Source organism: Alicyclobacillus sp. TC, assembly GCF_016804365.1.
GTDB classification, from domain to species: Bacteria; Bacillota; Bacilli; order Alicyclobacillales; family Alicyclobacillaceae; genus Alicyclobacillus_I; species Alicyclobacillus_I tolerans.
In genome coordinates, this window is sequence record NZ_CP044434.1 from 285,704 (window position 1) to 301,068 (window position 15,365).

The following is a 15,365-nucleotide window of genomic DNA, read 5'->3' on the forward strand; positions in this document are numbered from 1 at the left end:
TATGATGGAATATGTGCAGAACTTGCATCTTTGTACAAAGAAGTGTAGAAACGAGGATAGGTCTGTGAGGCTATCGGTATCCACGAGACAAATGCTGGAGAGGCGGGGGCAACAGCATGAGTTCGCGGCTGAGTGTATTGTTGGCTGCTGGCAGCGGTCGAAGAATGGGGTTTGTAAAACAGTTTCAAAAGCTTGGCAATCGTCCGGTTTGGAAGTGGTCGCTGGAAACGCTGTTTGCCGCTGGTGTGAGTCGCGTTGCCTTCATTGTGCCTGATGATGATGTGCCTCTGATGGAAGAGGCTCTGCGAGATGATCCGAACAGTGATCGGGTACTGGTTGCGGCGGGTGGCAACACGCGAGGGCAATCCAGCCAACGCGGTATTTTACGATTGTTAGCAGATATCGCCATCGAGAATTGGCAGAGCACGTATATTTGTGTTCATGATGCTGCGCGCCCCTTTTTAACCGTACACGATACGGTGCGGGTTTTTGAACGAGCAGAAGTAACAGGGGCTGCTATACTTGCGCAGCGTTGCAAAGACACTGTCAAAGAAGAACAAAACGGCGTAATTGTCCGGACGATGCCGAGAGAAGCGCTCTGGTTAGCACAGACTCCGCAATGCGCTCGTGCAGATTGGTTTGTGGATGCTTATAAAAAGTGTGATGTGGACTGTGTTACAGATGAAGCGATGCTTCTTGAGGCTTGCGGGCGCAAGGTGGAACTTGTGGAAGTTCAATCATTTAACGGCAAGTTAACCGTTCCTGAAGATTGGAAATACGCGGAATGGCTTGTTACGGAAAAGGGGCAGAGCGAATGAGAATCGGATATGGTTTTGATGTTCATTCTTTTGCTGAAGAACGTCCCTTGTTACTAGGCGGGGTAAGAATAGCTGAACATGGTGGTTTGTTGGGGCATTCCGATGCGGATGTACTTTTACACGCCATCATGGATGCTTTGCTCGGAGCCTTGGCGTTGGGAGATATCGGAAAGCATTTCCCAAACACAGATCCGCAATATCGAGATGCTGACAGTTTACTACTCTTGCGCCACGTATATGCTATGATTCGCAACGAGGGCTATAAACTTGGCAATTTGGATACGATGGTACTTGCAGAACAGCCTAAAATTGCACCGCATATTTCTGCCATGCAAAGACAAATTGCCCATGCTCTAGAGTCACACGAAGGCCAAATATCTATCAAGGCTACAACAATGGAAAAGATGGGGTTTGTAGGTCGTGGAGAAGGAATCGCTGCTCAAGCGGTTGTGCTCTTGTTGGCAGATACGGATTGACGTAAATGACTATGAGTCATGAGTCACTCTCAGTAGGGTAAAGTATGAAAGGGGAAACATGATTGATGACAGTAAGAGTTCGTTACGCCCCCAGTCCCACGGGTCATTTACATATTGGTGGAGTGCGTACAGCCCTTTTTAACTATTTATTTGCTAAGCGGCACGGTGGAGACTTTATACTGCGCGTCGAAGATACGGATTTAGATCGCAATGTGCCTGGTGCTGAACATGAGACATTAGAAGGCTTTCGTTGGTTAGGTCTTTCATGGCAGGAAGGTCCGGATATAGGTGGGCCGCATGCGCCGTATCGCTGCACAGAACGTCTTTCGCTCTATGAAGAAGCGTTGCAAAAACTTTTACATACAGGCGCAGCTTATCCGTGTTTCTGCACAGAAGAAGAATTGGCAGCCGAGCGTGAACAAGCCGCCGCCGTTGGACAGATGCCCCGATATAGTGGAAAATGTCGGGGGTTGAGTGCTGAAAGGCAACAGGAGTTGATAGCACAAGGTAGAAAGCCAAGCTACCGACTGGCCGTGCCTCAAGGTATACAACTTTCTTTCGACGACCATATTCGTGGCCACGTAGAATTTTTAAGTGACGATCTCGGTGATTTTGTCATTTATAAATCGAATGGCATGCCTACGTATAATTTTCAAGTTGTCATTGACGATGCGGCCATGCAAATTACCCATGTGATTCGTGGTGAGGAACATTTATCCAATACTCCTCGCCAATTGCTTGTCTATCGAGCGTTGCAATTAACACCGCCTGTTTTTGCTCATTTACCCCAGGTATTAAATACGGATCGAAAGAAATTGAGCAAGCGCGATCCGAATGTACAGCCTGTAGATGCTTATCGGTATGAAGGGTACCTTCCTGCGGCGATTGTCAATTTTCTCGCTCTTCTTGGTTGGTCGCCGGGTGGAGAAGAAGAAATTCTCAGTTTACAGTCTCTAGAAGAAAAGTTTAGTTTAGAACGAGTCAATCGCAGCGGTGCTGTATTTGATGTGGACAAGCTGCGCTGGATGGCAGCGCAGTACATCAAAGCTTCAAGCCGTGAAGAACTTTTGCCCTTGGTAGAAAAACAATTGCATGAAAAGCGCTGGCCGCTTCCGCAAGGCAAGGATTTGGACTGGTTGTGGGCAGTGGTGGAGCTTGTGCGTGAGGGGGCGGCTTCAGCTCGTCAAGTTATTGAAGCGGCTGCAGGTTTCTTCCAGACATCTGTCGATTATCCGGAAAGTATACGAATGGCGTTGCAAGAGACTACAGCGAAACAAGTGGTAGAACGATTTGCCGAGAAGTTTGCAGAAATTCCCTGTTGGACGCCTGAAGTGGGAAAAGAAGCTTTGAAAACTTTATCCAAAGAACTTTCCCTAAAAGGGAAACCACTTTTTATGCCCATTCGTATGGCGGTGACCGGAAGTGAACACGGACCTGATTTGCAACAAACATTAACGCTGCTTCCCCGAGAATGGGTTTTACAGCGATTAGCTGCTGCACGCCAAGTTTGACAAAGGTTTGATTTCTGAACACAATAGGTATGAAATTGAGGAATGGATCGAAAACAGTGCGAAGAGTAGTTCAGAGAGAGTCAGGCAGAGAGACGGCGTCCCGTTGACTCAGTGGTGACGTGGGCTGTGAGCGCCGTTTGGCAACTTTGAATGAAGTGCGCGCGCTGCTTTATTGGGAGGAACGGCTGCTTGCTCAGTAAAACCCAACGGTAGGTCGACCCGTTATCGTCGCAGAAAGATTCACTGTGCTGTTATCACAGTGAAATCAGAGTGGAACCGCGATTGAGCCCGCCTCTGAATACAGGGGTGGGCTGTTTGCATGAAATGGACATCAAGCGGTGTGGCAGATATAGAATGAGGAAAGCAAGAAAGACGGAAAGGAGAGTTACACGGTGAGTATTCGCTTGTACAACACTTTGACGGGTGAAAAAGAGTTATTGGAGACTTTAGAACCAGGCGTAGTCAAGTTTTACGCCTGCGGTCCTACTGTGTATAACCTTTTTCATATTGGCAATGGCCGGATGTTTGTGGTTTTTGATACGATTCGCCGTTATTTGGAATATCGTGGCTATGAAGTGAGATATGTTCAAAATTTTACAGATGTGGATGATCGCATTATTCAACGTGCCAATGAGACTGGTGAAGGGGTGCGATCGGTTGCCAATCGTTATATTGAAGCGTATTTTGAGGACGCCGATCGACTGAATATCCGCAGAGCGACGGTTCATCCACGTGTTACGGAATGCATCCCTGATATTATTCGCTTTATTGAGGAACTCATGGCTAAAGGGCATGCATACGAACGGGGTGGTACAGTCTATTTCGATACGTACACGTTTAGCGACTACGGTAAACTTTCAGGTCAGTCACTGGATAGCATGCGAGCAGGGTTTCGCGTTGACGTGATTGAAGATAAAAAACATCCAACAGATTTTGCTCTCTGGAAAGCGGCTAAACCAGATGAGGAATTTTGGCCGAGCCCATGGGGAAATGGGCGTCCAGGTTGGCACATTGAGTGCTCGGTGATGAATGAAAAATATCTTGGAGAGCAAATCGATATCCATGCTGGTGGACGTGACTTGGTCTTTCCTCATCATGAAAACGAGATCGCCCAAACGGAAGCGAAAACTGGAAAACTGTTTGCCCGATACTGGCTTCATAATGGCACGTTGAATATCAATGGCGAGAAAATGTCCAAATCAACCGGGAATTTCATTATGACGCGCGATTTGTTGAATCAAAAGGACCCTCGCGCCATTCGCTTGTTTTTGCTTAGTGCTCATTATCGTCATCCGTTGAACTATACGGAAGAAGCCCTCGGTCACTGGGAAAATGCGTTGGGCAGAATTGACCGTACACTGCGCAATTTGGAATTCCGTCGTCAAGCCATTCTCCAGGCTCCGGAGTTTCTCTCGATCCGTTCTGGGCCGCAGAAATCAACTGAGCAGGAAGTGGAATCCACGCGCAGTGCGTTTATACGTGAGATGGATGACGATTTTAATACTGCGGATGCCATTGCAGTCTTGTTTGAAGGGGTGCGTTTAGCGAATCAAACACTGGCCGATGATACGGCTACTTTAGGAGATGTGGAAATTTGGAGTCAGCTATTGACTGAATGCCTGGATGTTCTTGGAATTGGTCTGTCTCAAGAACAGTCGCAAGTAGAAGTTGCTGAGATTGAACAACTTTTGGAGGAGCGACGTCAGGCGCGTCTCCAACGTGATTTTGCGCGTGCTGATGAGATTCGGGCTTGGCTTTTGGAGCGGGGAATAGTGATTGAGGACACGGCGCAAGGCACGCGCTGGATACGCCAATGATAGGAGATGTATGGAGTGGATTGCGCAAGGATTGGATGACACCGCTGGTTTATGCGTTTGTTGGCGATGCCGTCTGGGAAGTGTATGTGCGGGCACATGTACTGGCCAAGGGAGCTGGCAAAATGCGCGATATTCATTTGCGGTGCAGCCGCTATTCGCGCGCGTCGGCGCAAGCATCGGTTTTGCGATTCTTGGAATCCAGGTTGACTGAGGAGGAAAAGGAATGGGTACGCCGTGGACGTAACGCCAAGTCAGGGCATGTTCCCAAAAACGCAGATCTGATGGAATATCGCTATAGCACAGCTTTTGAAGCCTTGCTCGGTCATCTTTCAGTAGATGGGCAGAATCAACGTTTAGAATATATTGTCCAATCTGCGCTCGCTTGGTTGGATGAGCAAGATCATCATTAGAATTGGTGAACAATGGAATACAAAGGTGAGGAGGTCAAGGAATGCAAAAATCATATACAGGCAAAGAATCGAATCGGCGTCAAAGGGCGTCATCTTTGAATAAGAAAGAAGTGGGAGTTCTCTCAGAAAACGAAGCAAGTGATGTGTTGGTTGGGCGTCAACCTGTTTTGGAAGCGCTGAAGTCTGGTCGTTCAATGAACAAAATTATTTTAGCGGAAGGCGCAGAAGGTGGTTCTCTTAAGGAAATTATCGGTAAAGCCAAATCAGCGGGGGTGGTGCTACAAACTGCGCCGCGGGCAAGTCTCCAAGCTTATGGCGAGAATCATCAAGGTATTGTGGCGTTTGTCTCTCCATACAGTTATGTTGAACTGGAAGATATCGTGAAACGAGATACGGGATATGCTCCGCTCGTTGTACTTTTAGATGAATTGTCTGATCCGCATAATCTCGGCGCCATTTTGCGAACCGCTGAAGCGACGGGTGTACAAGGTGTGATTATTCCTAAGCGTCGCGCAGTTCCATTGACAGGGACGGTAGCTAAAGCTGCAGCGGGAGCATTGGAGTATATGCCGGTATCTCGCGTCACGAATTTGGTGCAAGCCATGGAATGGCTTAAGGAACACGGCTATTGGATAGTTGGTACGTCTATTGGCGCAACTGCCCGACCGAGTGACGTTGATATGAGAGGAAAGACGGCGATTGTGATAGGTGCGGAGGATAAGGGACTCGGTCGACTAGTGGCAGAACGCTGTGATTTTATGGTTTCCTTGCCCATGCTTGGTCACATGCAGAGTCTGAATGCGTCCGTGGCAGCGGGCGTCCTGCTTTATGAAGCGGTCAGACAGCGGACGTAATCGGACGATGGGACGCAGCGCGCTGTTGGTGGTAGATGGTTATAATCTATTGCCGGCACTTTTTTCAATGCCGCTTACCAAACTTCCGAATTTGGAATTGGCGCGTCAAGAATTGATTCATCGTCTTATTGAATATGCAGCGTTTGCGGATGAAGATGTATTGGTGGTTTTTGATGCTCACCATACTGGAGAGCAGGAGAAAAGTGAAAAACGGCGCGGTGTGGAAATTATTTTTACGGCCAAAGGAGAGACGGCGGACGAGCGTATTGAGCGTTTAATTCCGGATTTGTTGAAAGATTATCGAACTTTAACTGTTGCCACATCAGATGCTCTGGAGCAACAAATTACCTTTGGTGGAGGCGCTTTGCGCATATCGGCCAGAGAAATGGTAGAAAAACTGAATCGTATTCAGGAAAAAATTTCTGAGGTTGCTAAAAAAACGCAAGTCAATTTAGGCAGAGATTGGACGCAAAATTTGTCAGACGATATTCTAAAAAAACTCGAAGCTTGGCGACGTAGTCAAAAAGATGATTGATTCTGTAGGGTTACATAATGTATAATTGCGGCATCTTACGCGGGCTCGGAGGGATTTTCTTGAGCATACAGCACGTTTCAGATTTCGCCGAGTTAGAGAACCTTCCAGACGAAACCCTCGTGGAACGTGTGCATGACGGTGATTCCCTAGCCCTTGAATACTTGATTCACAAGTATCGTAATTTTGTCCGCGCCAAAGCTAGATCGTATTTTTTGATTGGAGCGGATCGGGAAGATATTGTCCAAGAGGGAATGATTGGTCTCTATAAGTCGATTCGCGATTTCCGAGAGGACAAGCTTTCGTCATTTAAAGCGTTTGCAGAACTTTGCGTGACACGCCAAATTATAACTGCGATTAAGACAGCCACGCGTCAAAAGCACATCCCACTCAATTCTTATGTCTCATTGGACAAGCCTGTTTATGAAGGTGACTCAGACCGGACGTTGATGGACGTGATTTGTACGGCACGCGTCACCGATCCGGAAGAATTGGTCATACACCAGGAAGAGTTTGACGATATTGAGCTGAAGATGTCTGAGTTGTTGAGTGATTTGGAACGTAAAGTTTTGATGCTCTACTTAGACGGTCGATCTTACCAGGAAATTGCTGTCGATTTAGAACGTCATGTCAAGTCAATAGATAATGCGCTGCAGAGGGTCAAGCGTAAATTGGAAAAATACCTTGACTATCGAAATGTTTATGCGTGATGCCTAGAAGTGCTGTGTTCTCTAGCTTAGATGCTTGAGTTTCTAGTTGACGGTTTCCTATGACTATGCTAAAGTACTGTGGGTGCGCGAGTCCCTTGACTTGGGGTTCGTCTGTTTATGTTGGAGGACAGGTTTGCATCCTGCTAAAGGAGGTGCACCAACATGCGCGTCATCATTACGCTCGCTTGCACCGAGTGCAAACAGAGAAATTACACATCGATGAAGAACAAAAAGAATGACCCAGATCGGGTTGAACTGAAAAAGTTCTGCCGATACTGCAATGGACACACTGTTCATCGTGAAACGCGCTAATGCATGTTGAGATTCACTGAACGCTGCAATCGAAGAGGGGTTGTGCCAAATGGCGAAGCCAGACGAAACGACCTTGGAACCTCGCGAACAAAGCAGGGGTTTGCTTGCGTTCTTCTCTGATTCTTGGCGTGAACTTCGCAAGGTGCGCTGGCCCAATCGTCGTGAAGTGGTCAATTATACGGCGGCGGCGCTCATCACCTGTTTGGTCCTTGGGCTGCTAGTCTGGGGATTTGATATCGGGATCGCCAAACTCTTATCTTTGATTGGCGTTGTCTAACCTTGGGTAAAAGGGGGTGCGGGGCAAACCGCCCTTCTCGTGATGGAGAATTTAGAAAAGAATTGGTACGTCATCCACACATACTCGGGCTATGAAAACAAGGTAAAAAACAACCTTGAGAGCCGGGTTCAGACAATGGGGATGGAAGACAAGATCTTTCGCATTCTCGTGCCAACCGAAGAAGAAATTGAAGTGAAGAATGGCAAGCGCAAGGTAGTGCAAAAAAAGGTGTTCCCTGGTTATGTGCTGGTGGAAATGATTATGACAGACGACTCATGGTATGTCGTCCGCAATACGCCAGGCGTCACTGGATTTGTGGGTTCGTCTGGAGCTGGTTCCAAGCCTACTCCTCTATTGATGGACGAGGTTCAGTCTATCATGCGCCAAATGGGCGTAGAGGAAGCCAGACTGCAATTGGAGTTTGCGGTTGGTGAGGCGGTTCGTCTTGTGGGCGGCGCGTTTGCAGACATGATTGGGACTGTGGAAGAGGTTCATGAAGAAACGCAGAAATTGCGCGTTTTAGTATCCATGTTTGGCAGAGACACGCCGATGGAACTAGATTATTCCCAGGTGGAAAAACTCACCTGAGTTTCTGTTGGGTGAGTGTTGGTTTGAGGCAGAAGAGAGCAAGGCGGTGGATACTCTCAGTTGAATCTGCTTTGGTCTTTCTGTGGCGTTGGACGGATAAAGTTCATCGCCCTATAGATGTAAGTGGCGCGCCTTATGGAGGTGTGCGAGTGGGAGGGTGGAAACCCGTTTCTACCACATCAAGCGGCAAAGGAGGTGGACGCGTTGCCGAAGAAGATTGTTAAAGTTGTAAAGCTGCAGATTCCTGCGGGCAAGGCAACTCCGGCGCCGCCGGTTGGACCAGCGCTCGGTCAAGCTCAGGTAGGCAACATTATGGGCTTTTGTAAAGAATTTAATGCACGCACAGCCGATCAAGTAGGCTTGATTATTCCTGTCGTGCTCTATGTTTACGAAGATCGCTCTTACACTTTTGACCTTAAAACGCCTCCGGCGGCTGTGCTCCTGAAGAAAGCGGCTGGCATTGAGTCGGGTTCGTCAGAGCCTAACAAAAAGAAAGTTGCGACGGTTAAGCGTGCAAAAGTGCGTGAGATTGCTGAACAGAAAATGCCTGATTTGAATGCGGCTTCTGTGGAAGCGGCTATGCGCATGGTGGAAGGTACAGCGCGCAGTATGGGTATCGTCATTGAAGACTAGTTCATAACGGTCTCTCTTTTGACGGGCGTAAAAGTGGGAGGTCACTTGACCTTTGACCACAAGGAGGTGTAAGAGTATGGCGAAAAAATCAAAACGTATGCTGGAAGCTGCTAAACTTATTGATCGCAGCCAGTTGTACGATGCTTCTGAGGCGCTTGGATTGGTGAAACAGACGGCTACTGCCAAGTTTGATGAAACGGTCGAAGTTGCAGTCCGACTGGGTGTTGACCCGAAAAAACAAGATCAACAAGTGCGCGGAGCGGTTGTGCTTCCGCATGGTACTGGTAAAACAGTGCGCGTCTTGGTATTTGCTAAAGGCGACAAGGCGAAAGAAGCTGAAGCTGCGGGTGCTGACCATGTCGGGGACGACGATCTCATTCAGAAAATCAGTCAGGGGTGGCTGGATTTCGATGTGGCCATTGCCACACCGGATATGATGGGGGCGGTTGGTCGCCTTGGACGTGTGTTGGGTCCTAAAGGGTTGATGCCCAACCCCAAAACTGGCACGGTTACGTTTGAAGTTGGACGTGCAGTGCAAGAATCAAAAGCTGGTAAGATTGAATATCGCTTAGACAAAGCGGGTATTGTACACGTGCCGATTGGCAAGGTTTCCTTCGAAGTTTCCGCCTTGTTGGGTAACTTCCAGACCTTGCTGGATGCGTTGCAGAAGGCCAAGCCGTCAGGCGCCAAAGGTCAATACATCCGTAGCATAACGGTTGCCTCCACAATGGGACCGGGTGTACGAGTCAATGCGTTGCGCGTTGGTGCGGTTGCTGAATGATTTTACGACAGTAATAAATTGATTGGATGGATAGAAATTCATAATCCAGAACCGTAGACCGTAGGTCCGTTTTTACGGAGAATGGCTAAGCCGCCTACCGAGGTTCGTTCAAGTGGGTAGAGTTGTGCTTGGGCGTTCTCTCGGGTAGAGGGCGCCCATCTTTGATCTATTGGGCTAAGGTTCATGCAGGAGGTGTCAAAATGTCTGTTCAAGCTCATGAAGAAAAAGCTAAGTTGGTAGAAGAAATCGTCGATCGGTTGAATCGCAGTAAAGGAACTGTGGTAACTGACTATCGTGGACTCAATGTAGCTGAAATTACAGAGTTGCGTAAACAGTTGCGTGAAGCAGGTATAGAGTTTCAGGTGTTGAAAAACACGCTGACTCGTCGTGCCACAGAAAAGACATCGTTGACTGAGCTTGATGCTTATTTGACGGGTCCAACAGCCATTGCATTTGGGTATGACGATCCGGTCAAGCCTGCCAAGATTCTAAATGACTTTGCTAAAAAGCACAAAGCGCTTGAACTGAAAGGTGGAGTAGTGGAAGGCCGCGTCATTTCTTCGTCGGAAGTGGTAGCTTTGGCGGGTTTGCCTTCACGCGAAGGACTCCTTTCCATGTTGCTTAGTGTATTGCAGGCTCCGATGCGCAATTTGGCTTATGCTGTGAAGCAAATCGCTGAAAAACAGGAGACGGTTGCAGAGTAATTTCTCCATCAATGATAATTGCGTGCCATTAACTAAAGACAATAGCCTGTGATGCTATTGAATTGAGGAGGATCTATATCATGACAAAAGAAGAAATGATTGAAGCGATTAAATCCATGAGTGTTTTGGAATTGAATGATTTGGTAAAAGCCATTGAAGAAGAATTTGGTGTAACTGCTGCAGCTCCAGTAGCTATTATGGGTGGAGCAGCTGCTGGTGGCGGCGAGGAAGCTGCTGAACAAACAGAATTTGATGTAATTCTGGCTAACGCTGGTGGTTCTAAGATTAATGTTATCAAAGTTGTTCGTGAAATTACCGGTCTTGGCTTGAAAGAAGCGAAAGAATTGGTTGATGGTGCTCCGAAACCCATCAAAGAGAAAGTTTCCAAAGAGGATGCTGAAGGTATCAAAGCGAAACTTGAAGAAGCAGGAGCAACTGTGGAAATCAAGTAAGTTGGACGCACGAATTTGTTGTGAATCTAACGTAGGGCGGAGCTATCTCCGCCCTATGTCTTTCTGATCGACTCAAGAGGAGCGGGCGGTATGACTCAATATTTTGATAAACAGCCAGATGTCCCTTCCCACAAGCAAAAAATTGTCTTTCACGTAAGAGGACGCACGTATTCACTGTGGACGGATTCGGGAGTCTTTTCTAAGCGCGGGCTTGATTTTGGGACGCGACTTTTGATAGAGTCAGCAGAATTGCAAAATGCTAGGAATGCCCTCGATCTTGGTTGCGGCTATGGGCCGGTCGTTGCTGTGCTGGCAGATTTATTTCCCGAAGTGCGCTGGCTGGCAGTCGATGTAAACGAGCGGGCTGTAGAGTTGGCTAAAGAAAATACATCACATTTGGCACAAGTCCATTGCAAGGTTAGCGATGGTTATGCAGAAATTTCTTCAGAAACGTTCGATGCTATATTGCTAAATCCGCCGATACGCGCAGGAAAGAAAGTAGTTTATTCGCTTTTTGAAAACTCTTTACACCATCTATCGAATCATGGAATTCTTTGGGTGGTTATGGCCAAAAAACAAGGCATGGAGAGTGCTGAAAAATTTTTAAAAAACTTGTTTAGATCTGTAATCAGAGTGGCGCATGACGGAGGATACACGGTTTTGAGCTGTCAAAAATGAATACTTCAATTATTTTTCTATTTCTCAATTATTTTGCGTAAGATTATCTTTAAAATCTCTTGTAAACTTCAAATCATTGTGCTATTATCATTTATTGCATACAATGATAGATGGGACGGTTGTTGCGAGCGAATGAATAAAAACCGTACCGACTGGAAATAGGTGAATAACGTGAAGTAAGCACCAAAATGTGGTTACCTGTAGCCTCATTTTCTTTTTTGTTTATATGCGTGCTTTTGCCAGACGGTGAAGACCACAGTTCAAGGGGTGAAGAGTTTGCGGGGTCACATGGTCAAGTACGGGTGGCGGGAGCGTCGCTCCTACTCCAGGATCCAGGAAGTGCTCGAGCTTCCGAATCTCATTGAGATTCAACAGAAGTCTTATGAATGGTTCTTGCGCGAAGGATTGAGAGAGATGTTTGCGGATATTTCTCCTATCCAAGATTTTACTGGCAACTTGGTTTTGGAATTTATTGATTACAGTCTTGGGGAGCCCAAATATGATGTGGATGAATCAAAAGAGCGTGATGTAACGTACGCTGCTCCACTTCGTGTTAAGGTTCGTCTCTTAAACAAGGAAACAGGGGAAGTGAAAGAGCAAGAGGTTTTCATGGGTGACTTCCCTCTGATGACTGAAACAGGAACTTTTATTATCAATGGCGCAGAACGTGTCATTGTCAGTCAGTTAGTTCGCTCTCCAAGTGTTTATTACAACGCTAAAATTGACAAAAATGGCAAACGGACATTTTCAGCCACAGTCATCCCTAATCGAGGAGCTTGGCTGGAATTTGAGACTGACGCCAAAGATGTGGTTTATGTCCGTATTGACCGCACACGCAAACTACCCATCACTGTCTTGCTGCGGGCTCTGGGTCTATCAACAGATGCTGAAATCATCCAACTGTTGGGGGAGGATGAGTATCTGCAGAATACGCTCGATAAAGACACGACAGATTCCACTGAGCGTGCTTTGATTGAAATTTATGAGCGTTTACGCCCTGGAGAACCGCCAACTTATGAAAATGCTCGCGCTTTGTTGGCTGCTCGCTTCTTTGATCCAAAGCGATATGACTTGGCTAATGTAGGTCGCTACAAAATCAACAAAAAATTACACCTAAAAAATCGTTTATTGAATCAAAGGTTAGCCGAAACGTTGGTGAACTCAGAAACTGGAGAAATCATAGCGGAAGCCGGAGCGGTTATCGATCGGCGCTTGCTCGATCGCATTATTCCTGAGTTGGATGGAAGTGTTGGTCGCTTCAGTATTTCTGCTACTCCGGATTTGTCTGGCGCAGATACCATTCCGTTGCAAATGGTGAAAATTTTCTCGCCCAGTGAAGATGGTAAAGTATTGCACGTTATTTCTAACGGAGAACTTGACCGTTCCATTAAACATATCACGCCGAGCGATATTCTTGCAGCGGTTTCCTACTTTTTCAATTTGTTGCGCGGAGTGGGCACAACGGATGATATTGACCATCTTGGCAACCGCCGATTGCGCTCGGTGGGAGAATTGTTGCAAAACCAATTTCGGATTGGATTGTCTCGCATGGAACGTGTCGTTCGTGAGCGGATGTCCATCCAAGATGCTACAACAATCACACCGCAAGCTCTGATCAATATTCGGCCGGTTATTGCGGCGATTAAAGAATTTTTTGGTTCTAGCCAGCTTTCGCAATTTATGGATCAGACAAATCCGTTGGCGGAATTGACGCATAAAAGACGTTTGTCTGCGCTTGGGCCAGGAGGATTGACTCGAGAACGTGCTGGTTTTGAGGTTCGCGACGTGCACTATTCTCATTATGGTCGTATGTGTCCGATTGAGACTCCTGAAGGTCCAAACATTGGACTCATCAATTCATTGTCAACGTATGCGCGCATCAATGAATATGGCTTCATTGAAACGCCCTATCGTCGCGTTGATCCGGAAACGGGCGTGGTAACCAGTCAGATAGACTACTTGACAGCTGACGAAGAAGAGAATTACGTGGTTGCCCAAGCCAACGAGCCGCTGGATGAAAATGGACGTTTCAAATCGGAAGAAATTACAGTTCGCTATCGTGAAGATGTCATTACCGTGCCTCGGGAACGGATCGACTATATGGACGTCTCTCCGAAGCAGGTTGTTTCGGTGGCAACAGCGATGATTCCCTTTTTGGAGAATGACGATGCCAACCGGGCATTGATGGGCTCTAACATGCAACGTCAGGCAGTCCCCTTATTGGTGACAGATTCACCATATGTGGGCACAGGGATGGAATATCGAGCTGCGCTTGACTCGGGTGTCTGTGTAGTGGCGCGTCGTTCTGGTGTGGTTGAGCGGGTGACTGCTCGGGAAATCTGGGTCCGTCATGAGCAAGTGGTGGATGGCAAACCGGTACGTGGTGACTTGGATAAATATAAACTGCAAAAGTTTACACGTTCCAACCAGAATACCTGTATCAATCAGAGGCCGATTGTTCGCGAAGGAATGCGAGTTGAAAAAGGCACAGTGCTGGCTGATGGACCGGCAACCGACCATGGCGAGATTGCGCTTGGACGCAACGTGCTCGTGGCCTTCATGACTTGGGAAGGCTACAACTACGAGGATGCTATTCTGCTCTCGGAAAAAATGGTGAAAGAAGATGTCTATACTTCTATTCACATTGAAGAGTATGAGCTTGAAGCGCGTGATACAAAGCTTGGTCCGGAAGAAATTACTCGTGACATACCCAATGTTGGCGAAGATGCGTTAAAAAATCTGGACGATCGCGGTGTTATCCGTATTGGTGCTGAAATTCGCACGGGTGATATTTTGGTCGGCAAGGTTACTCCTAAAGGAGTAACAGAATTGACTGCTGAAGAACGTCTGTTGCATGCTATTTTCGGCGAAAAAGCTCGTGAAGTGCGAGACACCTCATTGCGTGTGCCGCATGGCGGAGCTGGCATTGTGGTGGATGTTAAGGTCTTTACTCGAGAAAATGGAGATGAATTGCCGGCTGGGGTCAACCAGTTGGTGCGCGTCTACATTGCTCAAAAGCGGAAAATTTCCGAAGGCGACAAAATGGCCGGGCGGCATGGAAATAAGGGTGTGGTAGCGCGGATTATGCCTGAGGAAGATATGCCGTTCCTGGAAGATGGAACGCCTGTGGAAATCGTTCTGAATCCTCTCGGTGTGCCATCGCGTATGAATATCGGTCAGGTATTGGAAACGCATTTGGGTATGGCGGCAAAGGCGCTTGGCATTCGTATCGCAACACCAGTCTTCGATGGTGCGCATGCGGAAGATGTTTTTGGCACACTTGAAGAAGCTGGATACGATCGCGATGGAAAACATGTTCTTTACGACGGGCGAACTGGAGAAGCGTTTGATAACCGGGTCACGGTTGGATATGTCTATATGCTGAAACTTCACCACTTGGTTGATGATAAGATTCACGCTCGTTCCACAGGGCCTTATTCGTTGGTCACTCAGCAGCCGTTGGGCGGTAAAGCGCAATTTGGCGGACAACGCTTTGGCGAAATGGAAGTTTGGGCACTTGAAGCGTATGGCGCAGCCTATACCTTGCAAGAAATTCTCACCGTCAAGTCGGACGATGTGGTGGGACGCGTGAAGACGTACGAAGCGGTTGTCAAGGGAGAAAATGTTCCTGAGCCGGGTGTGCCAGAATCGTTTAAAGTGCTCATCAAAGAATTGCAGAGTCTTGGTATGGACGTCAAGATTCTCACAGGTGACGAAGAGGAGATTGTTATTCGCGAGTCGGACGAAGAAGAGGATGCCGGCGAAAAGCTCAATCTCAACTTGGAGTACCACGAAATTGGCGAGTAACAACG

At 47.4% G+C, this 15,365-nt stretch carries 18 protein-coding genes; all 18 read left to right on the forward strand.

The features are described from left to right. Positions 1-116 precede the first annotated feature (116 nt). The 18 genes from FY534_RS01400 to rpoB all read left to right on the forward strand — a co-directional run bounded on the left by FY534_RS01400 (position 117) and on the right by rpoB (position 15,360). Positions 117-818 carry an IspD/TarI family cytidylyltransferase gene (locus FY534_RS01400; RefSeq protein WP_203114958.1) on the forward strand — a complete coding sequence of 234 codons (702 nt, stop codon included), beginning with the start codon at positions 117-119 and terminating at the stop codon, positions 816-818. Then, positions 815-1,294, forward strand: a complete 480-nt coding sequence (gene ispF, locus FY534_RS01405) for a 2-C-methyl-D-erythritol 2,4-cyclodiphosphate synthase (protein ID WP_072874916.1) — start codon at positions 815-817, stop codon at positions 1,292-1,294. Before FY534_RS01400 ends, ispF begins: the two co-directional genes overlap by 4 nt. 65 nt (positions 1,295-1,359) lie before the next feature. Then, positions 1,360-2,805: a glutamate--tRNA ligase gene (gltX, locus tag FY534_RS01410; RefSeq protein ID WP_203114959.1), complete on the forward strand. Its 1,446-nt coding sequence runs from the start codon at positions 1,360-1,362 to the stop codon at positions 2,803-2,805. 392 nt (positions 2,806-3,197) lie between these two features. Beyond that, positions 3,198-4,622, forward strand: coding sequence for a cysteine--tRNA ligase (gene cysS / locus FY534_RS01415; RefSeq protein WP_203114960.1), 1,425 nt, complete (start codon positions 3,198-3,200; stop codon positions 4,620-4,622). 35 nt (positions 4,623-4,657) lie between these two features. Next, a complete protein-coding gene (locus FY534_RS01420) occupies positions 4,658-5,032 on the forward strand; it encodes a Mini-ribonuclease 3 (RefSeq protein WP_083574330.1) in 375 nt (124 codons plus the stop codon). Positions 5,033-5,073: 41 nt separating this feature from the next. Further along, entirely contained in the window at positions 5,074-5,886 is an 813-nt protein-coding gene (gene rlmB / locus FY534_RS01425) for a 23S rRNA (guanosine(2251)-2'-O)-methyltransferase RlmB (protein ID WP_203114961.1), read from the forward strand. Then, a complete protein-coding gene (locus FY534_RS01430; RefSeq protein WP_203114962.1) occupies positions 5,861-6,421 on the forward strand; it encodes an NYN domain-containing protein in 561 nt (186 codons plus the stop codon). Before rlmB ends, FY534_RS01430 begins: the two co-directional genes overlap by 26 nt. Positions 6,422-6,480: 59 nt before the next feature. Then, positions 6,481-7,128, forward strand: coding sequence for an RNA polymerase sporulation sigma factor SigH (gene sigH / locus FY534_RS01435; RefSeq protein WP_370541540.1), 648 nt, complete (start codon positions 6,481-6,483; stop codon positions 7,126-7,128). A gap of 162 nt (positions 7,129-7,290) precedes the next feature. Beyond that, complete coding sequence (gene rpmG / locus FY534_RS01440) at positions 7,291-7,440, forward strand: 50S ribosomal protein L33 (protein WP_072874910.1); 150 nt, start codon at positions 7,291-7,293, stop codon at positions 7,438-7,440. Between the two features lie 49 nt (positions 7,441-7,489). Next, positions 7,490-7,717, forward strand: coding sequence for a preprotein translocase subunit SecE (gene secE, locus FY534_RS01445; RefSeq protein WP_072874909.1), 228 nt, complete (start codon positions 7,490-7,492; stop codon positions 7,715-7,717). Positions 7,718-7,759: 42 nt separating this feature from the next. Then, the gene (nusG, locus tag FY534_RS01450) at positions 7,760-8,305 is read left to right on the forward strand and encodes a transcription termination/antitermination protein NusG (RefSeq protein WP_072874908.1); all 546 of its coding nucleotides are present in this window, start codon (positions 7,760-7,762) and stop codon (positions 8,303-8,305) included. Positions 8,306-8,328: 23 nt separating this feature from the next. Further along, on the forward strand, positions 8,329-8,529 hold the full coding sequence (locus tag FY534_RS01455; protein ID WP_165612015.1) for a hypothetical protein: 201 nt from the start codon (positions 8,329-8,331) through the stop codon (positions 8,527-8,529). After that, complete coding sequence (gene rplK / locus FY534_RS01460) at positions 8,510-8,938, forward strand: 50S ribosomal protein L11 (RefSeq protein WP_165612014.1); 429 nt, start codon at positions 8,510-8,512, stop codon at positions 8,936-8,938. Before FY534_RS01455 ends, rplK begins: the two co-directional genes overlap by 20 nt. 76 nt (positions 8,939-9,014) lie before the next feature. Further along, entirely contained in the window at positions 9,015-9,719 is a 705-nt protein-coding gene (gene rplA / locus FY534_RS01465) for a 50S ribosomal protein L1 (protein WP_203114963.1), read from the forward strand. Between the two features lie 200 nt (positions 9,720-9,919). After that, a complete protein-coding gene (gene rplJ / locus FY534_RS01470) occupies positions 9,920-10,423 on the forward strand; it encodes a 50S ribosomal protein L10 (RefSeq protein ID WP_203114964.1) in 504 nt (167 codons plus the stop codon). Positions 10,424-10,503: 80 nt separating this feature from the next. Next, positions 10,504-10,875: a 50S ribosomal protein L7/L12 gene (gene rplL, locus FY534_RS01475; protein WP_203114965.1), complete on the forward strand. Its 372-nt coding sequence runs from the start codon at positions 10,504-10,506 to the stop codon at positions 10,873-10,875. Between the two features lie 90 nt (positions 10,876-10,965). After that, entirely contained in the window at positions 10,966-11,553 is a 588-nt protein-coding gene (locus tag FY534_RS01480) for a class I SAM-dependent methyltransferase (RefSeq protein ID WP_203114966.1), read from the forward strand. 288 nt (positions 11,554-11,841) lie between these two features. Continuing rightward, positions 11,842-15,360 (forward strand): DNA-directed RNA polymerase subunit beta, encoded by a 3,519-nt coding sequence (rpoB, locus tag FY534_RS01485; RefSeq protein WP_370541555.1) that lies wholly within the window; start codon positions 11,842-11,844, stop codon positions 15,358-15,360. Positions 15,361-15,365: the final 5 nt, after the last annotated feature.